The sequence below is a fragment of the Azospirillum cavernae genome (assembly GCF_003590795.1).
Lineage (GTDB): Bacteria > Pseudomonadota > Alphaproteobacteria > Azospirillales > Azospirillaceae > Azospirillum > Azospirillum cavernae.
The window spans coordinates 1747511-1771471 of record NZ_QYUL01000001.1 but is presented as its reverse complement, the minus strand read 5'-3'; the positions used below and the strand labels follow the sequence as shown (position 1 = coordinate 1771471).

Below are 23961 nucleotides of genomic sequence, written 5' to 3'. Positions count from 1 at the left end.
CGAGGCTCCTTCCGGGCTGTTCACAAGAGGGGGGAGGGGGTCACTGCGGGTCGTTGCAATGGGCGTCGACCATCTCAAGCTCTTTCGCGCGCATGCCGACGACGACGCGTTTCTCATAAAAATCAACGGCGTAGATGTAATACATCTGAAGATAGGTGCCGATGGAGATGACGTAACCAATGTCGCCCTCCCGGATCAGGAACTCGCCGACCGGGCAGCCGGGATAGGTGCCGTCGTTGCGGACGTCCTTCCGTGCGCGAACCTTGTGGCCCTGCTCGAACACCGCCGGGCTGACCAGCTCGTTGGTGTCGTTGGGGTCGCGGGCGCGTTCACGGCGTATGGTCTGGGTCATGGCGGCGGCTCCTTCGGGCGGGGCGGTCAAAGCGGGGGCAGGTCGTTGGCGATGGCGACGCCGTCGCGGCGCTGGCGGGCCAGCGTGCGCACCTCCTCCTCCGGGTCGTCGAGCAGGGGGCCGAGCTGGTCGCTGTCGATCCGCCCGGCCACCGCCAGCCGCACCATCCAGTCGGCGTCCTGAATCAAAACATGCAGCTTGGACGCGGGCAGGCGTTGGACCACCACCAGCCGGACGCGCGGGCTGTCGTCCCAAATCAGGCTGGGCAGCCAATCGGCGGCGATGCGGCGGGCGACCTCGACGCGGATTTCGGGATCTTCGTCGTGCATCATCGCGGGCAACATGCCGTCGGGAATCCGGCGGACGACGCGCAGCCGCACCGAACAATCGGGGTCGCGCATCAGCGGGGCGAGGTCGGCGTCCTCCAACCGGACGGCGACGGCGATGCGCACCTCGCGGTCGGGATCGTCGCGCAGCTTCAGCAGCAGGCGGCGCGGCAGACGGCGGGCCAGCGTGGCGCGCACGGTCTCGTCGGGATCGTCGATCAGGCGCGGCAGCAGGAAAATCGGCGCGACGCGGGCGGCGTTGGCGCGGACCTCGAAATAGGGGTGGGTCAGATGGGTTCCCGCCAGATCGGCGTTCCACTCGAAAAAGCGCTGGATGCGCTTGGCGTAGCGGTCATGGACGCAGGCGCGGCCCGGCTGGCACCGATGACAGTCGCGACCGCCCAGCAGGGCGACGCCCGGTTCGACCCGGCGGTCGGCGTGGGCGCAGGCGGCGCAATCCACCGGCGCGCCGGTCCAGTCGAGCGTCTCGTCGATGTCGTCGCTGAGCGCAGTGGGGCTAAGCGGCGAGCGGGGGGCGTCGTCGTCGGTCATGCGTCCACCTCCTCCCCGGCGTTGGCCCGTTCGCGTTGGTCGGCGACGGCCAGAAGACGGGCGGCGCCGAACCGATCATCGGGGTCGAGCGCGCAAACCTTGGCCAGAACCTCCCGCCCCTCGGCCATCCGGCCCCGGCGCAGGTTGAGATAGCCGATGGCGAGCAGCGCGAAGAGGAACAGGCGGGGCGGCGCCTCCAGCCCGGAAAAATCAGCGGTGGCCGGGGTGACGGCGCGCCAATCGCAATGGTTCAGGCCGATGGCGGCCATGGCGTGGCCAAGCATCCGCTCGCCATAGACCAGGGCGTCGTCGAGGTTGGCCTTGTAGAAATGGAATTTGTAATGGCCGAGATCGACCAGACGGTGGCCGGGGGCGGCGGCCTCGGCGTCGGCGAGGTGGCGCAGCGCGCGGGCGGAATCGGCGTAGTTGGCGGCGGCCAGATGCAGGCAGCGTTCCGCCTCGGGCGGCAGATCCCCGCCGTAATAGCGGCGGGCGAGCCAGTCTTCATCCACCTCGTCCAACATGGCGGCGCTCCGATTGGAACCGTCGGTTTCCCTCCCTCTTCCCTTTCGGGAGAGGGAGGGCATGGGGCATCAAGCTGGAACGCAGCAGTCGGCGGGGCAGACGGCGGCGCATTGCGGGCTGTCGAACTGGCCCTTGCATTCGGTGCATTTGGCCGGGTCGATGACGTAGGTGCCCTTTTTCAGGCTGATCGCCATGTTCGGGCATTCGGCGTCGCAGGCGCCGCAGACGGTGCATTCGGCGGATTTGATCTTGTAGGCCATGGCTTTCTCTCCTTGCTTGGCAATGCGTGGGGGCGATGCGTGTGGGGGATGGCTGTGGTGGGTGAGGTCAGGCGCGCTTGGCGGTCAGCGCGCCGGTGCGGATCACCGCGTCCTGCCCGGCGCGGGCCTGGATCGACCCTTGGCCCAGGCGTTCGGCGTAATCCTTGAAATAGGCCAGGGCCGATTCCTCGATGTACTCGAAGGCGAAGCGGTCCACCGGCTCGATGCCCGCCGATTCCAACGATTTGGACGGGCAACCGCCGATCTTGGCGACAAAGACGGCGGTGCAGTCGTTGATCGCCGACAGCACGGTGTCGAGCGTGTCGTCGTCGCCGGAGCCGCCTTCGCAATATTGATCGACGCGGCGATGGCCGACGAATTTCGCGCCCTGCGGCCCAACCTCGTAGATCTGGAATTCCTTGGCGTGGCCGAAATGCTCGTTGATGCGCTCGCCGCCCTTGGTGGCGACGGCGATCAGGATGGGATCGACGGCGCTGCCAACGGCCTCCTGCACATCGGCCTGGGCGGCGGCCTTGGAGGCGTGGCGCCCGGAGCGTTCGGCCTCGACATGCTCGCGGTAGGTCCGGCGGGCCTCGTCGTCGTAACCGATCTCGCCCATCGCTTCGATCTTGTCGGCGGTGAACTCGTCGCCGCGATCCTCGCCCAACAGGCCGACGGCGTCGGCGCGGCACTGGCGGCAATGGCGCATCAGCTTGGCCCCGCCCTCGCAGGCGTCCTGCACCACCTTAAGCTCCTGCGCGGTCGGGCCGCGCTGGCCGGTCAGGCCGAAATGGGTGCCGTGGGCGGGATCGGAGATCAACGGCATGATGTTGTGCAGGAACGCGCCGCGCGCCTTCACCGCCTTGTTGACCGCCAGCAGATGCTCGTCGTTCACGCCGGGGATCATCACCGAATTGACCTTCACCAGGATGCCGCGCGCGGTCAGCATCTCCAGCCCCAGCATCTGGTGCTCGTGCAGGATCTTGGCGGCGTCCAGCCCGGTCCAACGCTTGTGCTTGTGGAAGATCCAGGGGTAAATCTGCGCGCCGACCTCTGGATCGACCATGTTGATGGTGATCGTCACATGGTCGATGTTGTATTGGGCGATGCGGTCCACATTGTCCGGCAGGGCCAGCCCGTTGGTGGACAGGCACAGCTTCAGGTCCGGGGCCTTCTTTTGCAGATGCTCGAAGGTGGCGAAGGTGTTCTTCGCCCCGGCGGCCAGGCTGTCGCCGGGACCGGCGATGCCGATCACCGACAATTGCGGGATGTCCTGGGCCACCGCCAAAATCTTCTTGATCGCCTGATCGGGGGTCAGCTTTTCAGAGACCACGCCCGGACGGCTCTCGTTCGAGCAATCATATTTGCGGTTGCAGTAGTTGCATTGGATGTTGCAGGCCGGAGCCACCGCCACATGCATGCGGGCGAAATAATGGTGGGCCTCTTCCGAATAGCAGGGGTGGTTTTTCACCTTGTCCCACACCGCCGGATCCATGTCCGCCGGTCCATCGGACGAGCCGCAGGACGACGACGAGCAGCCGGACGATTCCACCGGCGTGGATTCGGCGGGAGCCTTCAGCTCTCCCACCCCAAGAATGCTGTCGAGCGAAATCACGTTGCCCATCATCCACTCCTTCCCTGCCGCGCCGGGTGGCGCATGGCCTGCCGTGCCTGACGACACCAACGGTCAAACCAGAGAAAAGCAAGTTCGGGGCCAACGGAGGAGTGTGAGGAATCGCAATGGGTTGGAGTGGTTTGTCAGCTTTGCTGACCCTGTCGTCATTGCGACAAAGCCGGGGGGCTGTCAGGGATGCGACACGGCGTTGTGGTGTTTTAAGCGAGCGCTCAGGCCAGCTCGCCGCGAAAGGCGATGACATGGTCTTGGGCCTCGTCGCGCACCTCGGCGCCGAAACCGATCAGGCCGCTGCCGACCAGCTTGGTGGAATCGCGGCGCAGCACCACCGGCGGGGCGCCGCCGCTGCGGATGTAGCTGCCGTTGGTCGAATGGTCGGTCAGGATGAAGCTTTCGCGGCTGAAGTCGATCACCGCGTGCTGGCGCGAGGTCTGGCGCGAGGCGATGCGCAGGCCGCTGCTCTCCTCCCGCCCAATGGTGACGCGGGGCAGGGCGCGGCTCATCAGAATGTCCTGGCCGCGATAGGACAGATGCAACGTCACCATGGCGTTGCCGCTAGTGTTGACGGTGGAGAAGCCAAGCGTCGTGCTGTCCTGCGCCTCGTCCACCTCCTCCACCGTGCGGATCTGGTGGACGCGGATGGGGATGGCCTTGCCCTTCATCGCGACGTTGCTCAACAGCTTGGATTTGGCCCGCAGATCGGGGGAAAGACCGCCGATCAGCGCCTCGGTCGCCAAAATTTCGCCGGGGCGGGCGATCTGCTGGACGCGCGCCGCGACGTTGCAGGCGTCGCCGTACAGATCGCCGATCCCCTCGATCACCGGGCCATGGTGGATGCCGATGCGCAGCCGCAGCCCGTAATCCTCCTGCGCCGCCATCATGGTCAGCGCCCCGCGCACGCTGTCGTCGGGGGAGGGAAAGGCGCCGAGCAGCCCGTCGCCCAGGCTTTTGATGACCGCCCCGCCGTTGGCGTCCACCAACCGCCGCAGATGGGCGAGGACGCGCTGGGTCAGGGTCGCGGCTGTGACGTCGCCGATCCGCTCATACAGCATGGTGCTGTCGGCGATGTCGACAAAGAGCAGGGCGAGAGGCTTTTCCAGAGCGGGCAAGGCCGGAGATCCGTTCGGACGGGTAGAGGCGGCGGTCGCCGGAAACTGTAGCACACGCACGACCAAAAGCGCGACGGCGTCGCCGCTTCCGCGCCGCCGCCGTTGCCGATCCTGCCGCCCAACCCGTTTAGAACTTCTTGATTTCGATGCTGTATTTGCGCAGGGCGTAGCTCACCTGACGGGTGGTCATGCCCAACAGGCGGGCGGCCTTGGCCTGGACCCAGCCGGTGCGCTCCATTGCCCACAGCAGACGGTCGCGCAGCGGGCCGGAATCCGGCTCGTCCAACGGCAGGTCGGGGTTGTCCGCCGCCGTCGGCGGGTTGGCGGCGGGCTGACCATGGCCGTTCCGCGCGGCGACCGGCGCGGGGGCCGAAGGGGCGAGGGCGGCGGGCGCGCTGGGCGCGCCGCGTTCGGGGTGGGCAGCGGCAGAATGGCGGTGGGGGCCATGGGTTTCGCCGCGCCGCAGCCCGGCGTCGGGCCGGCGGCGCAGCCGGACGCGCAGGCGGGCCACGCCGCGCCGTTGGCGCCGACCGGGGCCGGAACCGCGCTGGGCATGGCCGCCGGGCCAACGCCGGGCTGCGGCGCGCGCGGGATGTTCGGGTTGGTCGGCGCGGCGCTGGTCGTCGGGGCCAGACCGCCGACCGCCGCGCCCATGGTGCGGTATTGGAACAGCACCGACGAGTTGCAGAGATTCATGCTGCACGACAGATCGGGCAGGCGGATTTTGCCGTCGCGGCATTGTGTCGCGGCCCGCTCGATGCAGTTTTCCAGCTCGCGCACGTTGCCGGGCCAGGTGCAGCGGTTCAGCACCTCCAGCGCCTCGCCGTCGATGTCCAGATTCAGGCCGTTGTCCTTGCCGAATTTGGCGACGAAATGCTTGGCCAACAGGGCGATGTCGCCGCGCCGTTCGCGCAGCGGCGGCAGATGGATGGTGACGACGTTGATGCGGAAATAGAGGTCGGCGCGGAATTTCCCGTGGCCGACGGCTTCTTCCAGATTGAGGTTGGTGGCGCAGATCAGCCGCACGTCGGTCTTGATCGTCTTGGATCCGCCGACCCGCTCGAACTCCTGCTCCTGCAACACGCGCAGCAGCTTGGCTTGGAAGTTGGACGAGATGTCGCCGATTTCGTCGAGGAACAGGGTGCCGCCGGACGCCAACTCAAACCGGCCCTTGTGGTCCTTCTGCGCCCCGGTGAAGGAGCCTTTTTCATGGCCGAACAGCTCCGATTCCAGCAGGGATTCGGGCAGGGCGGCGCAGTTCACCCGGATGAAGGGCGCGTCCTTGCGCGGCGACATGTTGTGGATGGCGCGCGCGATCAGCTCCTTGCCGGTGCCGCTCTCGCCGCGAATCAGCACGGTCGATTTGAAGGGGGCGACGCGGTGAACCTGCGACAGCACGTCCACCATGTTGGAACTGGTGCACACCACGTCGTTGACCGGGATGGCGACGGGCCGCAGTTCCTTCTGCACGCGGAAGGTCTCGCGCATCATGAAGCGGCGCTCTTCCGCCACGGTGCGGTGCAGGCGCACGGTCTGGCCGATCAGGTTGGCGACCATGGTCAAAAAGCGGACGTCGGCGCCGAAATGGCCGTTTGGCCCCTCGTCGGAAATCCGGTCGATGGTCAGCACGCCGACGACGGCGCCCGCCGCCTTGATCGGCACGCCGACCAGCGAGGCCACCTGTTCGTCCAGATCGTCCCGCCCGCCGGAGCGGTTGAGGAACAGCGGCTCGTCCGCCAGATTGGGAACCACCACCGGCATGCCGGTTTTCAGGATGCGCCCGGAAATCCCCTCGCCCTCGCGAAAGTCGATTTCCTGCGCCAGCGCCTCTTTCGACAGGCCATGGGCGGCGACCAGCCGCAGGGTGTTGTCGTCGCCCTGAAGGTACACGCGGCCCCGGTGCATCTGAAGCTGATAGGCCAGCGCGCGCAGCACCTCGCGCAGGGTCTGTTCCAGATCGAGCGACGAACCCAGAATCTTGCTGACCTCGTAAATTGTCAGCAGTTCCAAATTGGATGAGGACGCGGATTGCGACGAACGCGCGGCACTCGGCATGGTCATCCCCTCGCTCGGTTGATGAGCCTGCGAATCCACGACGCCGCGACGCGGCGCGCTGATTCCAGACCCGGCAACGGGCCGTGACGCTTTTCCCCCTGAAGGCGTGGAAGCCGTTGTTTCGGCTGCCGTTTTCCGGTTGATCGCGGCTGCGGCGCGTGGTCGCGCTCCTGACTGCCGATGGAAAGTCTCGGGCACGACGCGCCGAAAGGCAAGAGTTTTCGCAGGGGTATTGTTGCGACGCACAATGGCTTCCGGTTGCGGTTGTGGGTTGCAGGCAAAGATGGTGGCGCGCGGCGGGAGATCATGTTAATAACTGACCAGTCAGTAAATGGAAAATCGCCGATGCCGCCCCTGGATCCCGCCGCCGCCCCGCGTTGGCGCCGCCGCAAGGAGGATCGTCCGCAGGAAATCGTCGCCGCCGCGCTGGACGTCTTCGCGGAACGGGGCTTCGCCGCCGCTCGGCTCGACGACGTCGCGGCGCGGGCCGGGGTCAGCAAAGGCACGCTCTATCTCTATTTTCCCAGCAAAGAGGATCTGTTCAAGGCGGTGATCCGCGCCGCCATCCTGCCCAATCTGGAACGGGCCGAACGAATGATCGCCGAGGTTCCGGGGCCGTCCTTCGCCCTGCTGGAACGGCTGCTGGCGATGGTGGCGGAGTTGATCGCGACGACCCGCGCGGCCATCATTCCCAAGCTGGTGATCGCCGAGGCCGGGAACTTCCCCGAACTGGCGGCTTTCTACCACCGCGAGGTCATTCAACGCGGCTTTGGGCTGCTGGCGAATCTGCTGGCGCGTGGGGTGGCGCGCGGCGAGTTCCGCCCGATGAACATCGACCACGCGGTTTGTCTGATCGCCGCGCCCTTGCTGATGAGCGCGGTGTGGCGCAGCGCCTTTGACGCGGTGGCCCCCATGGACGTTCCGGCCCTGATCGCCACCCACCGCGATCATTTGCGCCGCGCGTTGCTGGTGGACGGCGAAACGCCCAACGGAGACCGATCATGAGCGGTTGGCTGGATGCGGTGTGGGGGATGGCTCTGGCGGTGATTCAAGCGGTCGGGCTGCCGTTTGGCGCCGCCGACACCCGTCCGTTGGCCCATGGCTATGTCGAGGGCGAATATCTGCGGATCGCCGCTCCGGCGGCGGGCGTTTTGGAACAATTGTCGGTGGCGCGGGGGCGGACGGTCGCGGCGGGCGCGCCGCTCTTCACCATCGACCGTTCCACCGCGTTGGCCGAGCGTGACCGGCTGGCGGCGGCGCTGGCCCAGGCCAAGGCGCAGCGCGCCGATCTGGCGACCGGCAAGCGGCCTGAGGAAATCGCCGTGCTGGCCGCGCAGAAGACCCAGGCCGAAGCGGCCCTGCGCCTGTCCGCCGCTGAATGGGAGCGGCAGGCGGCGCTGGTGGCGCGCAAGGTCAGCTCCGTGGACAAGCTCGACAGCGCGCGGGCGGCGTTTGAGCGCGATCAGGGCCGACTGGCGGAAACCCAGGCGCAATTGACCGTTGGAGGCCTTGGCGCGCGGCCCGACCAGATCCGCGCGGCGGAACAGGCGATGGCGCAGGCCGACGCGGCGCTGGTCCAGGCCGACCGGCGGCTGGTCGATCTGGCTCCGGTCGCGCCGGTCGCGGCTTTGGTCGAGGATACGCTGTACAATCCAGGGGAGTGGGTTCCCGCCGGATCGCCGGTGGTGACGCTGCTGCCGCCCGAACGGGTCAAGCTGGTGGTCTTCGTGCCTGAAACGCTGGTGGCGCGGACGCCGCCGGGAACGGCGCTGCGGGTGCGTTGCGATTCCTGCCCGCCGGGGTTGGTCGCGCGCGTGACCCATGTGGCGTCGAAGGCGGAATACACCCCGCCAGTGATCTACAGCGTCGGCAGTCGGGAAAAGCTGGTGTTCCGGGTCGAGGCGGCGCCCGACGCCGCGTCGGGCGGCGGCGCCTTGCATCCCGGATTGCCGGTGGATGTGGAGTTGGCGCCATGACCGCCGCCGCGTTGGCGACTCCGCCGCCGGTGATTGACGTGCGCGGGCTGGTCAAGCGCTTTGGCGACAAGCTGGTCGTCAACGACGTGTCGATTCGCGTTGCGGCGGGGACGATCTACGGTTTTCTCGGCCCCAACGGGTCGGGCAAGACGACGACGATTCGCCTGTTGTGCGGGCTGCTGACCCCTGATTCCGGGGAGGGAACCTGCCTTGGCCTGGACATCCGCACGCAAAGCGCGGCGATCAAACGGCAAGTCGGCTACATGACCCAGAAATTCAGCTTCTGGGAGGATCTGAGCATCGCCGAGAATCTGGATTTCGTCGCCCGCATGTATGGGCTGTCGGATCGTCGCCGCCGCGTCGATGGCGCGCTGGAGCGGCTGGGATTGGCGAATCGGCGGCGCCAGTTGGCGGGGGAATTGTCCGGCGGCTGGAAACAGCGGCTGGCGTTGGCCGCCTGCATCCTGCACGAACCGAAACTGCTGCTGCTCGACGAACCGACAGCGGGCGTCGATCCCAAGGCGCGGCGGGAGTTTTGGGACGAAATTCACCGGCTGGCCGCTGATGGCCTGACCGTGCTGGTCAGCACCCATTACATGGACGAGGCGGAGCGCTGCCACGAAATCGCTTACATCGCCTATGGCACGCTGATGACGCATGGCCCGGTGGAGCGGGTCATCGCTGAATCAGGATTGCGCACGCGGGTGGTGGCCGGGGCCGATTTGGGGCCGGTGGCGACGGCTTTGACCGGGCAGCCGGGCGTCGAGATGGTCGCCGTGTTCGGCAGTCGCCTGCACGTCAGCGGCATGAACGGGGCGGCTTTGGACGCGGCGCTGAAGCCCTGGGCGGGGCGGACTGATCTTCGGGTGACGGCGGCGGATCCGACGCTGGAGGACGTCTTCATCCATTTGATGAACCGCAGCACGGACAATTTTCAATGAGCGCGGCGATGGCGGGCTGTGACCAATGGGGAAACAGAGGGGCGCCGTTTGTGGCGGCGCCCCTGCCGTCCTTATTCCTTGATGGCGCTGGTGACGCCGGTGCTCTTGTTCCACTTCAGGGTCAGCTTGGAAATCTTGCAGAGGTCCAGATTTTCCCAAACGGCGGTCTCACCGTCGTCATAAGCGACCTTCATGTCCCACTTGCAGGTCTTTTCGGCCTTGCCGAACGCCACGTCGAACGCCTCGCCGTCGTTCAGGACGTCGCGGCCCAGAATGTCCTCGTCCCAGCTTCCGCTGTGGGATTCCGACACGTAGATGTGCTTCAGCGGATAGCCCGTCTTGTTGACGATGCTGAAATCCTGGTCTCCGGCCAGAGCGGCGCCGTGCATCAGGAACAGAGCGGCGGCAAATGCGGTGCTCTTGGCAACAAAAGCCTTCACGACGTATCTCCAAGGATAAGAGTAAATGTCCACACTACTTTCTTCATAAGAACTCTCTTGTTGTCAAGGGGTGGTTCGATAAAAAATATTGCTGCGTCAATCGGTTGCAATCTTTCTGTTCTGAAATACAGCCGCAACCGGGCGGCGAGGCAGGCGTGATGGGTGGTTTGTCCTTCAGCCGTTTGCTCGCGGTGATGGTGAAAGAGTTGATCCAGATGCGGCGGGATCGGCTGACCTTCGCCATGATGGTCGGGGTGCCGATCCTGCAATTGATCCTGTTCGGCTTCGCCATCAACGCCGATCCGAAACGCTTGCCAACCGCCGTGCTGACCGCCGACGTCAGCCCCTTCGCCCGGTCGCTGGTGGCCGCGCTTGGCAACTCCGGCTATTTCGACATTGGGCGCGCGGTGTCGGGCGAGGCTGAGTTGGACAGGTTGTTGGCGACCGGACAGGTGCAATTCGCCATCACCATTCCCGCCGGTTTTTCCCGCGACCTGCAACGGGGCGAACGCCCGGTCCTGCTGGTGGAGGCCGACGCGACCGACCCGGCGGCGACCAGCAACGCGTTGTCGGCCCTGTCGGTGATCGCCCGGCAGGCGCTGGATCCCGATCTGGTTGGGCCGCTGGCGGCGCTGCGGTCAACGCCCGATCCGATCGAACTGCGCGTCCACCGCCGCTACAACCCGGAGGGCATCACCCAATACAACGTGGTGCCCGGCCTGATGGGGGTGGTGCTGACCATGACCATGGTGATGATGACCGCCCTGGCCGTGACCCGCGAGCGGGAGCGCGGCACCATGGAAAATCTGCTGGCCATGCCGGTGCGCCCGTTCGAGGTGATGCTGGGCAAGATCGTGCCCTTCATCGGCGTCGGCTATGTCCAGGTGCTGTTGATCGTCGGCGCGGCGCGTCTGCTGTTCGGGGTTCCCATCGTCGGCAGTCTGCTGTTGCTGTCGGCGGTGCTGGTGGTGTTCATCGCCGCCAATCTGGCGGTTGGCTTCACCTTTTCGACGCTGGCCAAGAACCAGTTGCAGGCGATGCAGATGTCGTTTTTCTTTTTCCTGCCGTCGATGCTGCTGTCGGGCTTCATGTTCCCCTTCCGGGGGATGCCGGGCTGGGCGCAGGCGGTGGGGGAGATTCTGCCGCTGACCCATTTTTTGCGGATCGTGCGCGGCATCCTGCTGAAGGGCAACGGCTTCGCCGACATTGTGGGGGAGTTGGCGCCGCTGCTGGCCTTTCTGCTGGTGGTCACGGTCGTGGCGTTGAAGCGCTATCGTCAGACGCTGGATTGAGGCGGGCGGGGGATTGAGGCGAGCGGGGTTTGCGTCGCGAACTGGTCTTACCTTTCCATCATTCCTTAACGGTCAGTGTGTTATAGCGTCCGTCCAGAGCTGTGGAATGGGGGCGTCATGCTGCGTCTTGCGGTGGGTCTGGTCGCGTGCGTCGGGATGCTTGCCGCGCTGGCGGGTGACGCCGACGCCAAAACACGCAAGAAGACGCCGCGCAAGTTGCCCGCCTACGCCTCCAGCGTCGCCTGGGCGGGGGTGTCCGGCCCGTCGCTGGGGCCAGCCCGCTCGATTGGCGGCTACGCGGCGGGGTGCATCGCCGGGGCGCAGCCCTTGGCCGGGGAGGGGACCGGCTATCAGGTGATCCGCCTGTCGCGCCAGCGCAATTTCGGTCATCCGCAACTGGTCGAAACCCTGAAAGAATTCGGGCGCAAGGTCGCCGCCGCCGGGCTGGGCACGGCGTTGATCGGCGACATGGGGCAGGCGCGCGGCGGACCCATGCCGATGGGCCACGCCAGCCACCAGATCGGGCTGGACGCCGACGTCTGGCTGCGGCTCGACCTGCCGCCGATGGGACGGGGCGGGCGTGAAAATCTGGAGGAGGTCAAGTTCGTCGATCACGACCGCATGCGGGTGAGCGAAGGCTGGTCGGAGCGTCAGGCCCGCTTGATCCAGATCGCCGCCAGCGACCCGCGCGTCGTCCGCATCTTCGTCAACCCGGCGATCAAACAGGCGATGTGCGCGCGCTCCTGGGACGACAGCCGCTTTCTGGGCAAGCTGCGCCCCTGGTTCGGTCATGACGGCCACATGCACATCCGGCTGAGCTGCCCGCCCGGCAGCCCGCAATGCGAGGATCAGGCTGCCCAACCCGAGGGCGACGGCTGCGGCGAGGAGTTGGAGTCCTGGCTCAACCGTCCGGTTCCGGTGGTGGAGCGGCCATCCATGCCCGCGCCGACCACGCGCCCGCCGCCGCGCGTCGCCAACGTGCCCGCCGCCTGTGAGCCGGTGCTGCGGGCCGGAGGAACGCGGATGGCGGCGCTGGCCGTCGATAAAGCGTCCAAGCCTGGGGCAAGCCCGTCCGAATGATGGCGGGAGCGCGGGAGCGGTCACTTTCCTCTTGCGCGATGTTAATGTCTGATTAACCTGTCTTCTTAAGGGTTTTTGCGGAGGGTGAGCGAAAATGAGCGTCATCCGTCGCATGTTTGTTCCAGCGTGTGCAGCCGATGCGGGGGCGTTGGTTGTGGTTGCGGGGTTGATCGGCCAAAGGGGTGAGCGGCGGCGATGACGGACAAGGACGACAACGGCGGACATGGGCCGAATCTGAAAACTCGCCTCTACGCGTGGTGGGAAGGCTACGACCTGTCCGGTATGAAGGGCAAAAAGGCGGAAGCCCCGCCGCCGCCGCCGCCGACCGAGGCGCAAGGGCCGGGCATCAACCGCTGGGGCAAGCCCCTGTGGACGGCGACCCGGATCGAGGTGGCGGAAAAGCTGTGGGGTGAGGGCTTCAACACGCCGGGCGGCGCGGAGCACATCCCCTATCTGGTCAAGCCGCTGGGGCTGAATCCGGCGATGAGCGTGCTGGATTTGGCCGCCGGTCTGGGCGGCACCAGCCGCACCATGGCGGGCAAGTTCGGCTGCTGGGTCACGGGGCTGGAGGCGTCGGAGCTGTTGGCGAAGGAAGGCATGGTCCGCTCCTTCAAAATGGGGCTGGAGAAGAAGGCGCCGATTGAAACCTTCAACCCGGAGCATTTCGGCTACCCCAAACGGGTGGACGCCATCGTCTACAAGGAAGGTTTGTTCGCCGTTCGCGACAAGGACCAGATGTTCGACGGGATGGAAATCGTCCTGAAGCCGCGCGGCCATCTGCTCATGACCGACTACATCGCCGAACCCGACAAGATCGGGGCCAAGGCGATTCAGAACTGGTGCGACAAGGAGCCGATGCAGCCGCATCTGTGGAACAAGGACCAGATGGCGAACGCCTTCGCCCAACGGAACCTGGACCTGCGCATTTCCGAAGACATTTCCGACACCCATCGCCATCTGATCCTGAGCGCCATTCAGGGCTTGGTGGAGCATCTGGAAAAGCATCAGATGGACGCCAGCACCAAGATGGCGGTGATGGAAGAGGTCGAGATGTGGGTCCGCCGGGTCGCCGCCATCGAGGCTGGCATGCGGGTCTTCCGCTTCTACGCGATCAAACCGGCGGAATGAGGCTGGGCGGCGGGCGCGCCGGGCGTCCCGCCGCCCCCCTCCAAGCGGCCCTCTCAAAAAATCTTTCACACGACGTCATTTTTCTCTTGAGCCAAACGGCGTGGCTGGGTACATAGAGCGCCCCGCGTGACCCCAAGTAACGCGGGACGCGCTCGTGGCGGAACTGGTAGACGCGCTAGGTTCAGGTCCTAGTGATCGAAAGGTCGTGGGGGTTCGACTCCCTTCGAGCGCACCAAATGGGGCCGTAGCTCAGCTGGGAGAGCGCCGCAATGGCATTGCGGAGGTCAGGGGTTCGATCCCCCTCGGCTCCACCATTTCTTCCCGTCAGCCTGGACGGGACGTCGGAGGTCTTGAAAAAGACTTCAGACATCTTCAAGACGATCACCGTGCAGGGTGTGTCCGGCAACGCCGGACCCCCGCGCTGTGTCCTTCCCAATCTCCTCAAATTTTTTGTCGGGTTGACCCAACGTCAGCCGTGATCCGTTGTGGCGCGCCGCGCCGTCGCGCGCTACACAGGCCGACGCAAGGCGCGTGTTCGGCTGATGGACGTCGGCACGTCCGCGCGCCGCTGATCGGAGCCGTTCGGAGAGGATCCTTGACCAGCCCGTCGCCCAACCCGTTGCCCGTCGCCCAACCCGTTGCCCGTCGCGCTCCGCGCGCTTGCGCTTTCCTGATACGGACGGACCCGGTTCCACCATGCGTCGCGTTCCTTTGAAACCGCGCGCCGATTGGCGCCCCGGCCTTCGCAAATACCCCTACGGCGTCCGCGCCATGTCCGCCGGCGCCGGGTGGCGCGAGGATGTCGGGTATGAGTTCAGCGCCTCGCAAATCGACCTGATCGAAAGCGTGACGGACGAACTCCACACCATGATCGGCGCCGCCGTCCGCTACGTCATCGAGAACAAGCTGTTCGGACCGCTGGGCATCCGTGGCGAGGCGGCGCGGATGGTGGAAGCCTCCTGGGTCGACTATTGGGCGGGGGGCCGTGTCAACGAGCGGGCGGGGGGATTGGTCGGGCGTCTGACGCTGGCCTATGACGGGCGGGACAGCGTGAAGCTGCTGGCCTGCAACTACGACACCAGCGAGGGGCTGTTCGCCGCGTCCATCGTTCAGCGCAACTGGCGCGAAGCGATGGCCCCCGACGCCAGCCAGTTCAACGGTCTGCACGAGGCGTTGGTCGAGCGGTGGGAAGAGTTGGCGACCGGCTTGCCGGGGCGGGGGCGGGTTCACCTGACCTGCGCCACCCCCGATCCGGCGCGCGAGGGCGAATTGGTCTATCTGGCGGCGACGGCGGCGGAAGCTGGTCTGGACACCCGCCTGTTGCCGCTGCACAGCATCGGCTGGGACGGTCGCCGCTTCCTCGACGACGAGGGGCAGGCGATGGCGTGGCTGGGCAAGCTTTTTCCCTGGGATGGGCTGGCCGAGGACGCCTTTCTGCAACGGCTGCGGGTTGGCGGCATGAGCGTGCTGTCGCCGCTGTGGTGCTGGCTGTGGTCGAACCATGGGCTGCTGGCGGTGCTCTCGCACCTTTACCCGCGCCATCCCAACCTGTGCCGGGCGGCGCTGGACGCCAGCGTGCTGGGGCCGTGCGAGGCGGTGACGGCGCGGGCGCTGCGCGGGCTGGATTCGGCGCCGCAACGGCTCTACGAGCGCGGCGCGGTGCTTCTGGACGACGGCCCGGATGTGGACGCGCAGGGCGCCGTATGGCTGGAAACCCCGCCGGGCTTTCAGAGCGACGACGTTCACGCGGTGCTGCACGCCTGGATCGTCGCCGACAAATGCCTGGGCATGGCGGTGCGGGAATCGACCGATCCGCGCGTCGGCCCGGATTCCGCGATGACGCCGCATTTGTATCGTGGGTGACGGCGCGCGACAGAACAGGCGCGGGCCATGAAAAAAGCGCCCCGCCTTGTGGAAGGCGGGGCGCTTTTTTACAAGCGATTGGCGACGTCGATCAGACGGCGGCGGGCTTGCCCAGCGTTTCGACCGTCAGGTTGACGCGCTCGCTCAGGGGGGCCAGCGCCTCGTTGGCGATCTTGACCGACAGTTCCTGAAGCTTGGCGCTTTCGGCGACGAAGGCGTCGAAGCTGGCCTTGGCGTAGGCGTTCTGCAACGCGATCAGTTCCTGGATGGTCTTGACGGCCAGCAGGGCCTTGCCGTTCGACACGCCCTTTTCCAGCGAGGACTGGGTGAAGGCGGCGACCTGCTTGCCAGCCTCTTCGGCGCCCTTGGCGACGATGGTCGAGGACTTGACGACGGCGTCGACGTTGCCCTTGGTCAGGCTCGACAGATCGTCGTAGCTCTTGAGAATCTTGGCCGAGGCCTTCTCCACCTGCTCCTGCTGGGCCTTGACCAGGCCTTCGAGGTTCTGCTTGGCGGTGGAAACGGCGTCTTCGATGGACTTGCTGGCGGCGGCGAACTTATCGGACATGATTATGCTCCTTCTGCCCTCGGATGGGGCAACCGTGCGATCCCGCGACAGCGGCAATCGGCGCGATGTGGTTTGAGTTCCCCGGACCCCGGCAGGGCAGGCGCCCGAGTTATGCTGCACCGCAACATGATCTTGGTATACGGGGAAAAGCCGGGGCTGTCAAAGAGAATTTTGTGCGCCGCACAAAAATCATAAGACGCAAACCAAGCGCTTGAAAACACGCAAAAGCTGCGGCTCAAACAAACACGGCCCGGCAACCTCTGGGGTTGCCGGGCCGTGCGTTCGGCCGCTCATCGGCTGCCGATGGTCTGCCAGGACGTTAGGCGGCGAGCGGCTTCTTCAAGGTTTCGACGGTGGCGCTCACGCGGGTGCTCAGGGGGGCCAGAGCGTCGTTCGTGACCTTCACGGACAGTTCCTGAATGCGGGTGGCTTCGGCGACGAAGGCGTCGAAGCTGGACTTCAGGAAGCTGTTCTGCAACTCGACGACTTCCTGCAAGCTCTTGGCGGTCAGCAGGGCCTTGCCGGTGGTGATCGTCTTGTCGAGCACCGACTGGCTGAAGGCGACGACCTCGCGGCTCAGATCCTCGGCGCCCTTGGCGGCGATGGTGCTGCTCTCGACCAGCGCCTCGACATTGGCCTTGCTGGTGGCCTGGAGGTCTTCATAGCCCTTCAGAAGCTGGGCGGTGGTCTTCTCGAACTGCTCCTTGGCGACCGAAGCGGTCTGCTCGAACTGCTTGATGGATTGCTCCTGACCAGCCTTCACCAGACCTTCATACTGTTCCTTGGCCTGGGTGGTGACGATTTCGAGCGACTTCGGGGTGAACTTGGTCATAACGCGCGTTCCTTCCTGGCTGATGCCGGTCCCGCCCGTGCAAGGTTTGCCGGGCGAATGTTTGGCTCCGGCCGCAAGGTTTGCGGGGCGCGAAGCCTGCCGACAGCGGTTTCCGTGACGATGTTACGTTGCGGGTCCAGACCCGACGCCCGCTTGAGCGTCCGGCCAAATGCTGCACTGCAATATAAGGAAACTATGCGTGCGCGGGTTGGGAGTCAACAGGCGGTTTTGTGCGGCGCGTCATTTTCTGACCTTCGTGTTTGGCATGATCCCGACAGCGCCGCCGACCACCCCTGCCGTTATTCCTTAACCAAGGCTTTACCGGATGTGCGACAAGTGTAGCGTGAAGCCGCGTGCCGCGCGCTTCAGACAAAAGTAAGAAGCAGCGTGTCGAAGCGTCGCATCGGACCTTTGTCCTATCAATTTCGTGGGGCCGCCCAGACAGGACGTTTCAAGCATGACCTATTGCCTTGGCATCAAGACCCGTGACGGCCTGATTGGTCTGTCGGATGGACGCATCACCAGCGGTTCCCAACTGTCATCCGCCCGTAAAGTGACTATGGTCGGCAGCGACGGCGACCGTTTTTTCATCATGAATTCCGGTCTGCGCAGCGTGCGCGACAAGACGCTGGCCTATCTGCGCCGCGACATGAGCAAGCGTCGGGGCGAAAGCTACTCGACCATGCTGGACGCGGTGTCGGCCTTCACCGCCTGCCTGCGTCAGGTCGCCACCGAGGACCGCGAGTCGCTGGAGGCGTCCAAGCTGCACTTCAATCTGCACGCCATCATCGGCGGGCAGTTGGCGGAAGACCGGGAACCCTACATGTTCCTGGTCTATCCCGAAGGCAATTGGATCGAGGTGGACGAGCGCACGCCCTACCTGTCGATCGGCGCCACCGCCTATGGCAAGCCGATCCTGGATCGCGCGTTGACCTATCAGACCGACATGCAGACGGCGCTGAAGCTGGCCTACCTGTCGTTCGACAGCACCCGCTTTTCCACCAACGACGTCGGTTTCCCCATCGACATGGTGTCCTACCACGCCGAGAAGCGGACTTGGCGCGAGTCGCACTATGATTACGACGATCTGGGCGAACAGCGTCAGTGGTGGAACCGCAATTTGACCGAGCTGGCCCGCCGCATGCCGGATGGCCCGTGGGTCGAAACCCTGGTTCCTGAAAGCCTGCGCACCCGCAACCCAATCAGCGAGTGAGCCGCCAGCGAGTGAGCCGCCAGCGCGTGAGCCGCGTCAGCGGTTGAGCAGCGCCGCCAGCGCTCCTTCGGGCAACCAACGCCCGAAGGGCGCGGTGGGGCCGACCACGCCGTCGCGATTCGCCTCAATCTCGAAATACACCCCGGCGTCCGCCCGTTGGTTGCCGGTCAGCATTCCGGCGCGCGGCGCGGATTCGGGCGGCGGCAGGGCGGGGAAGGCGACCGGATTCGGATCGAGCGCCCGCGTCGGCTCCAGGAAGGTCGCGTCGGTGAAGGGCGAGGCCGGATAGGGGTGGACGGCGAAAAACCAACGCCCGTTCCGGCAGCCGTTGATGAGCCAATAGACGCCGTTCGACGGCAGCCGCGTCGTGGTCGCGGGCGGCTCGAACGCGCCGTTGGCGCTCAGGCTTCCAATGACGCTGGCGAATTGCGGCGCGGTCAGGCGCAGCGTCGCCGTCCGCCCACGCGCGGCGGACAAGGGATCCATGGGCGTCAACCGGGCGAGGTCCGTCGCCTCGATCACGCGGGCCTCCACCAGGGCGCCGCCGCCGTCCGCCGGATCCAAGCTGATGTCATAAGTGCGGACATGGCGGTTGTAATCGGCGTTGAAGACCACCCGGTAACGGTCGCCGCCGTCCGCTCCGCAACGGTCGCGCAAATCGTCGCCGCTGAGATAGCTGAACCAGGTCAGCTTGCGGGCGACCGGGTTGTCGGTCGGGCCGAAGGCGGCGCAGCCGGTCAGCGTCGCGAGCGCCACCGCCAGGGCGGCGCGGGAGACGGGGCGGAAAGCGGGGCGGGGGGTGGTGCGGCTCATCGTCTCTTGCCTTGCGTCCACGGGGTCTGATACGAGATCGACCCGCCTGATCCTGTGCGGTTCTGATAGGGGATATGGTGGCTCAGGCGGCGCTGTCAAACCAGCCTGTTCAGCGGGACCGCGCCCGCAAAATTCCCGTGCGTCCCTGTGACTTCAGGCGGCGAAAAAAGCCAAAGCAAGAAATTAACGAATTCCTGCTAGACACTGATTTGCCACATATTTACGATCACGCCGAGCAGCAAATATCAGCCTTTGGCGGGGCCATCATGACCGTAACGCGCAAGTCCGTTCACAACGGCCTGTTTCCGTTCGCTTTTCAGGCGTCGGAGACGGCGGGGGAGCGGAGCGTGAGGCGCTTGGCCCGGACCCTGTTCGCCGTGGCCGCGCTGGCCGCCGCCGGTTTGGGCGGGGCGGGCTTGACCTCGGCGGAGGCGGAGGCCGCGAAATCGGCGTCGATCATCGTCGACGCCCGCACGGGCGAGGTGCTCCACGAACAGGACGCCGACGCCCTGACGCACCCGGCGTCGCTGACCAAGATGATGACGCTCTATCTGACCTTTGACGCGCTGGATGATGGCCGCCTGTCGCTGGACCAGTCGATGCCGGTGTCGTCCTGGGCGGAAAGCATGTCGCCGACCAAGCTTGGCCTGCGCGCCGGATCGTCGCTGCGGGTTGAGACCGCCATTCTTGGGCTGGTGACGAAATCGGCCAACGACGCCGCCGTCGTGCTGGCCGAGGCGTTGGGCGGCAGCGAGTCCCGCTTCGCCGAGATGATGACCCGCAAGGCGCGCGAGCTTGGCATGCGCCATACGGTGTTCCGCAACGCGTCCGGCCTGCCGAACATGGAGCAGGTGACGACGGCGCGCGACTATTCGATTCTGTCGCGGGCCATGCTGTCCGATCACCCGAAATATTACCCCTATTTCAGCCGCCGCAGCTTCGCTTATGGCGGTCGTCAGTTGCCCAACCACAACCGCCTGATGTCCCGGTATGAGGGCATGGACGGCATCAAAACCGGCTACACCGTCGCCTCGGGCTTCAATCTGGCGGCGTCGGCGGTGCGCGAGGGGCGTCGTCTGGTCGGCGTGGTGATGGGCGGAAAATCGCCGGTGTCGCGCGACAACCGCATGGCGGCGCTGCTCGATCAGGCGTTCGGCAAGCCCAACCGGGGCCGCGACGACGCCGCCTTGGTGGCCAGCGCCGAACGGCTCGCCAAGGAAGCGCCCGACGCCGAGGGCGATGACGACGAAGAGGACGAACCCGAGACGAACGTCAAGCCGACGCCGAAGAGGGCGACCGTGCAATTGGCGTCGCTGGCCACGCCGGGGGCCGCGAAGGCGGCGACGGCAGCGGTCAAATCATCGGACAAATGGGGCATTCAGGTGGGCGCTTTCGCCAGCCGCGCCGCCGGTCAGAAGGCGTTGACCCAGGCCACCAAACAGGCTCCCTTTCTGTTGCGTGGGGCCAAGAACGCGGTCCTGGAGACGAAGAACGGCAAGGACATCGTGTTCCGCGCCCGCATGGTCGGGCTGGACGAGAAGACGGCGCGCAAGGTCTGTTCGGAACTGAGCCGACACGGTCAGCGCTGCGTCGCAGTTCCTCCCGGCGAGAAGTTGTAAGGGAAGGGGCGCGTGCGCCTCTCCCGTTCTTATCCCTGCGTTTGGCGGTCGAGGTAGGACAGGGCCGGGCCATAGGCGTCGTCAAGAAGGGCGAGCGCCGTTCTGGCGCCGTCAACGATTCCACCGCGTTCCAGGGCGGTTTCCAACCCTTGAGCGGCGCGGCGCAGGGCGATGCAGCCATATTGCCCCGACACGCCCGCAATTTTGTGCGCCATCGCTCCCGCCGCGCGTGGATCGCCGTTGGTCCAGGCGTCGGCCAAGATGGTTCGGTATTGCCGCAGGGTGTCCGCCGTCTTGGCGATCAGCGCATTGGCGCGGTCAGCGGGCAGCAGGTCGCGCATCTGGGCGATGGCGTTGGGGGCGAAAGCGGCGCTGTCCTCGGACGGCGCGCCGGACGTGGCGTTGTTGCTCACGTTGTTGCTCAAGGCGGTCTCCAGGGCGTCAAGCCGCAAGGGTTTCGTCAGCAGGCCATCGGCGCCGCAAGCGCGGCAGCGCTCCAAGCCATCGGGCGTGGCGGTGGCGGTCAGCATCAGGATGCGGGGGGCGGCGTTGGTCGTGGTTGGGTGGCTGCGGATGCGCCGCACCGCCTCGTCGCCGTCAAAGCCGGGCAGACCGAGATCCATCAAAAGCAAATCGAACCCGTCGCCGTTCGGGTCGGTGGCGGCGGCGACGGCGGAAGGGCCATCCTCCACCGCGACCACGCTGTGACCGGCCCGGCGCAGCAAGGCCAGCGCGGCCATGCGGTTGACCGTCTCGTCTTCGGCCACGAGGACGCGCAGCGGGCGCGGGATGGTCTGGTCTGCTGGCGGCGTGTCGGCTGAAAATTTCATGACGTGACGCCTGCCCTCTGTGATGCGGTGCGTGATGACCATGAGCGGTCAGTGTAGCGGCATTCCATCTGAGGCGCACGGGCTGAAAAGCTGTGCCACAGGAACATCACAGCGCTGCAAGGTTGCAGGGCGGCAAGGGTCCGAGGCCCCAATCAGACGATGGGCGGGGCCTGACGGAAGGTCGGATCCTCAATCCGATGCAGGCGTCCGGCTCCGGCCAGGGCGGCGCGCAGCAGCAGGGTTTTGCGGCGGGCGGGGGCCAGCTTGCGCAACGGGGCTTCGCGCACCACCTCCGCGCCATAGGCGTCGGCGACCATCAGGCCACACTCTTCCGGGATCAATTCGGTGGGAAACGCCTCGTCCACCGCGAAATAGAAGGCGTCGCACCATTCCGCATAGTCGGGCCATTTTTGATCGGTGCGGAAATCAACCACGCCGCTTTTCACCTCGACGATGATGATCGTTCCGTTCGCGTCCAGCGCCAGCACGTCGGCGCGCCGCCCAGAGGCCAGTCGGAACTCCATCAGGCTGGAAAAGCCACGGAACGCCAAGGCTCGCCGCACCCCACGGAAAATCGGCGGCGCGCCGCTGACCAGAGCGAACGCGTCGATGTCGTCGTCGGACGCGTCGTTGGCGGCTCCGGCGGCGGCGCTGGAAGGGTCGGACATGGCGGCGGCGGCCAGAACAGTTGGCGAACAAACCGCAGAATGACCAATTCACGACCGACCGCCAAGCGGAAAACGGGCTTGGCCTTCAGCGGTTGCCGCGCGGAGTGATCGGCAGGGGTGGGCACAGACCGCGCGGCAGGCTGCGGCTGGCTGGGAAAATCAGCACAGCCGAGGTGCCGACTGCGATTTCGCTGGTCAACTCCAACCGCCCGCCATGCAACTCGACCAGCCGCTTGACGATGGGCAGGCCCAATCCGGCCCCGTCGGTGTCGCGGGCGATGGTGACGTCGGCGCGCTCGAACGGTTCCTGGATGCGGAACAGGTCGCTGGCGGGAATACCGACGCCGGTGTCGGCCACCATGATTCCGATGCCGCCGTCGGGCGTCACCGTCGCCGTCAGCATCGCCGTTCCGCCCGACAGGGTGAACTTCACCGCGTTGGCCAGAAGATTCAGCAGCATCTGACGGATGGCGCGGGGATCGCCCAGCAGCATCGGCAGATCGCGGGCGATGTCGGCGCGCAGAGTCACCCCACCCTCAACCGCCTTGTCGCGGACCATGCCGATCGCTTGCGCGGACAAGGCGGTCAGATCGACGCCCTCGTTGGCCATCGGCAACCGCCCGGCTTCAATGCGGGACAGGTCGAGGATGTCGTCGATCAGCGCCAGCAGATGCGCTCCGCTGTCGCGAATGTCGGCTGCGTAGTCGCGGTAACGCGGGTTGCCGAGCGGCCCAAAAGCCTCCGACATCAGCAATTCAGAAAAGCCCAGCACAGCGTTCAACGGGGTGCGCAGCTCGTGGCTCATCAGCGCCAGAAACTCGCTCTTGGCGCGGCTGGCGCGTTCGGCGTCGCGACGAGCGGCGCGGGCCTCGGCCTCACGCGCGCGCAGGCGCTCCTCGTTGCGCTTGATTGGCGTGACGTCGGCGTAGATCACCAGCACGCCGTGGTCGGCGGCGGGATGCTCGCTGACCAGCAGCCAGCGGCCATCCTGCGCCCGCAAGGTGAAGGGCTTGTCGGGTTGCCGGTGATGGGCGAGGCGGGCTTTGACCCAGCGTTCCCGTTCGGGGTCGGTTGGCAGACCGCCGTCCATCTGGGCGGCGCGGCGAACCAGGGCTTCAAACGGAACGCCGGGGACCAGAAGATCAGCCAATTCAGGCAGGAACTGCTTCAAGCGCCCGGTGGCGTGAACCAGCCGGTCGTCGGCGTCGAACAGAGCGAAGCTCTCGGCGCTGTGCTCCAACGCGGTGGCCAGCGTTTCCGCCATCGATGGCGCGTCGGGGCCAAGATCCACCAGGGTGGCGCAGACCCCGCCAGGGAAGGGCGTGGCCGACAAGCGCCAGCGCGCCCGGTTGCCGCCGCCCATGTTCGCGCTGAGCGTCCGCGTGACGGGGCCGTCCAGCGCCGCCGCCAGCCCGGCGAACAACCCGGAACAGCGGTTGTCGCCGCCGTCGCCGCGCAGCCGCAAACCAACCAAAGCGGAGCGCCCGATCAGCGTCTCGGCGGCGTGGTTGGCCAGCATCCACTCAAAATCGACGAGCGCGCCCGCGCCGTCATACACGGCGGCGAACACGCCGACGGCGTCGGGCAGCAAGGCGATGGCCGCCGCCGACAGACCATTGGGCGGCGCGCGCGTAGTGGGGGGCGTCTCTTCGGACGCAAGACAGCCGTCGGCGCCTCGATCATCGAGCCTCCGATTGTTCAGTCCTTCTTGCGCACGGGTATCCATGGGGGCAATTCTTGCCGAGCCAACCCTAACAATCCATAAAGATTGGAACGAAATATTAGATGAGTGTTTGAAAAATTTCGGAGGCGGCAAGGAAGATTTTCGACGTTATGATAAAACTTTAACAAAATTCATCACTTTCTTTTCCAGCTCTGCGTGGTCA

The 23961-nt window shown here is 66.0% G+C and carries 24 protein-coding genes and 2 tRNA genes; 11 read left to right on the top strand and 15 right to left on the bottom strand.

The window, feature by feature from the left end; translation table 11 throughout:
- Positions 1-40: 40 nt before the first annotated feature.
- The 8 genes from D3877_RS08025 to nifA all read right to left on the bottom strand — a co-directional run bounded on the left by D3877_RS08025 (position 41) and on the right by nifA (position 6812).
- On the bottom strand, positions 41-352 hold the full coding sequence (locus tag D3877_RS08025; RefSeq protein ID WP_119830863.1) for a nitrogen fixation protein NifZ: 312 nt from the start codon (positions 350-352) through the stop codon (positions 41-43).
- Between the two features lie 26 nt (positions 353-378).
- Positions 379-1230, bottom strand: coding sequence for a 4Fe4S-binding leucine-rich repeat protein (locus tag D3877_RS08020; RefSeq protein WP_119830122.1), 852 nt, complete (start codon positions 1228-1230; stop codon positions 379-381).
- A complete protein-coding gene (locus tag D3877_RS08015) occupies positions 1227-1754 on the bottom strand; it encodes a hypothetical protein (protein WP_119830121.1) in 528 nt (175 codons plus the stop codon). Before D3877_RS08015 ends, D3877_RS08020 begins: the two co-directional genes overlap by 4 nt.
- Before the next feature lie 69 nt (positions 1755-1823).
- Positions 1824-2015: a 4Fe-4S dicluster domain-containing protein gene (locus tag D3877_RS08010; protein WP_119830120.1), complete on the bottom strand. Its 192-nt coding sequence runs from the start codon at positions 2013-2015 to the stop codon at positions 1824-1826.
- Between the two features lie 67 nt (positions 2016-2082).
- The gene (gene nifB / locus D3877_RS08005; protein WP_420796884.1) at positions 2083-3642 is read right to left on the bottom strand and encodes a nitrogenase cofactor biosynthesis protein NifB; all 1560 of its coding nucleotides are present in this window, start codon (positions 3640-3642) and stop codon (positions 2083-2085) included.
- Positions 3643-3860: 218 nt separating this feature from the next.
- A complete protein-coding gene (locus D3877_RS08000; RefSeq protein WP_238474783.1) occupies positions 3861-4757 on the bottom strand; it encodes an adenylate/guanylate cyclase domain-containing protein in 897 nt (298 codons plus the stop codon).
- 127 nt (positions 4758-4884) lie between these two features.
- A complete protein-coding gene (locus D3877_RS30490; RefSeq protein WP_238474782.1) occupies positions 4885-4995 on the bottom strand; it encodes a helix-turn-helix domain-containing protein in 111 nt (36 codons plus the stop codon).
- Positions 4944-6812, bottom strand: coding sequence for a nif-specific transcriptional activator NifA (gene nifA, locus D3877_RS07995; protein WP_238474781.1), 1869 nt, complete (start codon positions 6810-6812; stop codon positions 4944-4946). The genes D3877_RS30490 and nifA overlap by 52 nt, the downstream gene beginning before the upstream one ends.
- A gap of 345 nt (positions 6813-7157) precedes the next feature.
- Here nifA and D3877_RS07990 point away from each other — a divergent pair, with 345 nt between their 5' ends.
- From D3877_RS07990 to D3877_RS07980, 3 genes are read left to right on the top strand one after another with little or no spacing between them, the layout of a single operon-like run.
- Positions 7158-7817, top strand: coding sequence for a TetR/AcrR family transcriptional regulator (locus D3877_RS07990; protein WP_119830119.1), 660 nt, complete (start codon positions 7158-7160; stop codon positions 7815-7817).
- Complete coding sequence (locus tag D3877_RS07985) at positions 7814-8788, top strand: HlyD family secretion protein (protein ID WP_119830118.1); 975 nt, start codon at positions 7814-7816, stop codon at positions 8786-8788. Before D3877_RS07990 ends, D3877_RS07985 begins: the two co-directional genes overlap by 4 nt.
- Positions 8785-9729, top strand: a complete 945-nt coding sequence (locus tag D3877_RS07980) for an ABC transporter ATP-binding protein (protein WP_119830117.1) — start codon at positions 8785-8787, stop codon at positions 9727-9729. The genes D3877_RS07985 and D3877_RS07980 overlap by 4 nt, the downstream gene beginning before the upstream one ends.
- Before the next feature lie 71 nt (positions 9730-9800).
- Here the strand turns inward: D3877_RS07980 and D3877_RS07975 are convergent, their stop codons facing one another.
- Positions 9801-10169: a hypothetical protein gene (locus D3877_RS07975; protein WP_238474780.1), complete on the bottom strand. Its 369-nt coding sequence runs from the start codon at positions 10167-10169 to the stop codon at positions 9801-9803.
- Positions 10170-10327: 158 nt separating this feature from the next.
- On the opposite strand from D3877_RS07975, the gene D3877_RS07970 reads away from it, so the two are divergent.
- The 6 genes from D3877_RS07970 (at position 10328) to D3877_RS07945 (ending at position 15532) form a co-directional block, all read left to right on the top strand.
- Positions 10328-11461, top strand: a complete 1134-nt coding sequence (locus D3877_RS07970; RefSeq protein WP_119830115.1) for an ABC transporter permease — start codon at positions 10328-10330, stop codon at positions 11459-11461.
- Positions 11462-11578: 117 nt separating this feature from the next.
- A complete protein-coding gene (gene mepA, locus D3877_RS07965; RefSeq protein ID WP_119830114.1) occupies positions 11579-12541 on the top strand; it encodes a penicillin-insensitive murein endopeptidase in 963 nt (320 codons plus the stop codon).
- 195 nt (positions 12542-12736) lie between these two features.
- Positions 12737-13669, top strand: coding sequence for an SAM-dependent methyltransferase (locus tag D3877_RS07960; RefSeq protein WP_119830113.1), 933 nt, complete (start codon positions 12737-12739; stop codon positions 13667-13669).
- A 148-nt stretch (positions 13670-13817) separates the two neighbouring features.
- A tRNA-Leu gene (locus D3877_RS07955) sits at positions 13818-13904 on the top strand.
- Between the two features lie 3 nt (positions 13905-13907).
- Positions 13908-13983: transfer RNA gene (locus tag D3877_RS07950), tRNA-Ala, on the top strand.
- Positions 13984-14365: 382 nt separating this feature from the next.
- Positions 14366-15532, top strand: coding sequence for a glutathionylspermidine synthase family protein (locus D3877_RS07945; protein ID WP_119830112.1), 1167 nt, complete (start codon positions 14366-14368; stop codon positions 15530-15532).
- Between the two features lie 91 nt (positions 15533-15623).
- Here the strand turns inward: D3877_RS07945 and D3877_RS07940 are convergent, their stop codons facing one another.
- Both D3877_RS07940 and D3877_RS07935 read right to left on the bottom strand, forming a co-directional pair.
- Positions 15624-16100: a phasin family protein gene (locus D3877_RS07940; RefSeq protein WP_119830111.1), complete on the bottom strand. Its 477-nt coding sequence runs from the start codon at positions 16098-16100 to the stop codon at positions 15624-15626.
- A gap of 319 nt (positions 16101-16419) precedes the next feature.
- A complete protein-coding gene (locus tag D3877_RS07935) occupies positions 16420-16932 on the bottom strand; it encodes a phasin family protein (protein WP_119830110.1) in 513 nt (170 codons plus the stop codon).
- Between the two features lie 457 nt (positions 16933-17389).
- Between D3877_RS07935 and D3877_RS07930 the strand changes: the two genes are divergently transcribed.
- On the top strand, positions 17390-18145 hold the full coding sequence (locus D3877_RS07930; RefSeq protein ID WP_119830109.1) for a proteasome-type protease: 756 nt from the start codon (positions 17390-17392) through the stop codon (positions 18143-18145).
- 36 nt (positions 18146-18181) lie between these two features.
- Here D3877_RS07930 and D3877_RS07925 read toward each other — a convergent pair whose 3' ends face one another.
- Entirely contained in the window at positions 18182-18958 is a 777-nt protein-coding gene (locus D3877_RS07925) for a hypothetical protein (protein WP_238474779.1), read from the bottom strand.
- A 347-nt stretch (positions 18959-19305) separates the two neighbouring features.
- On the opposite strand from D3877_RS07925, the gene D3877_RS07920 reads away from it, so the two are divergent.
- On the top strand, positions 19306-20577 hold the full coding sequence (locus tag D3877_RS07920; RefSeq protein WP_238474778.1) for a D-alanyl-D-alanine carboxypeptidase: 1272 nt from the start codon (positions 19306-19308) through the stop codon (positions 20575-20577).
- A 29-nt stretch (positions 20578-20606) separates the two neighbouring features.
- Here the strand turns inward: D3877_RS07920 and D3877_RS07915 are convergent, their stop codons facing one another.
- The 3 genes from D3877_RS07915 to D3877_RS07905 all read right to left on the bottom strand — a co-directional run bounded on the left by D3877_RS07915 (position 20607) and on the right by D3877_RS07905 (position 23801).
- A complete protein-coding gene (locus tag D3877_RS07915; RefSeq protein WP_238474777.1) occupies positions 20607-21407 on the bottom strand; it encodes a response regulator in 801 nt (266 codons plus the stop codon).
- Between the two features lie 152 nt (positions 21408-21559).
- The gene (locus tag D3877_RS07910) at positions 21560-22075 is read right to left on the bottom strand and encodes an MmcB family DNA repair protein (RefSeq protein ID WP_119830107.1); all 516 of its coding nucleotides are present in this window, start codon (positions 22073-22075) and stop codon (positions 21560-21562) included.
- 85 nt (positions 22076-22160) lie between these two features.
- On the bottom strand, positions 22161-23801 hold the full coding sequence (locus D3877_RS07905) for a sensor histidine kinase (protein ID WP_238474776.1): 1641 nt from the start codon (positions 23799-23801) through the stop codon (positions 22161-22163).
- Between the last annotated feature and the right edge of the window lie 160 nt (positions 23802-23961).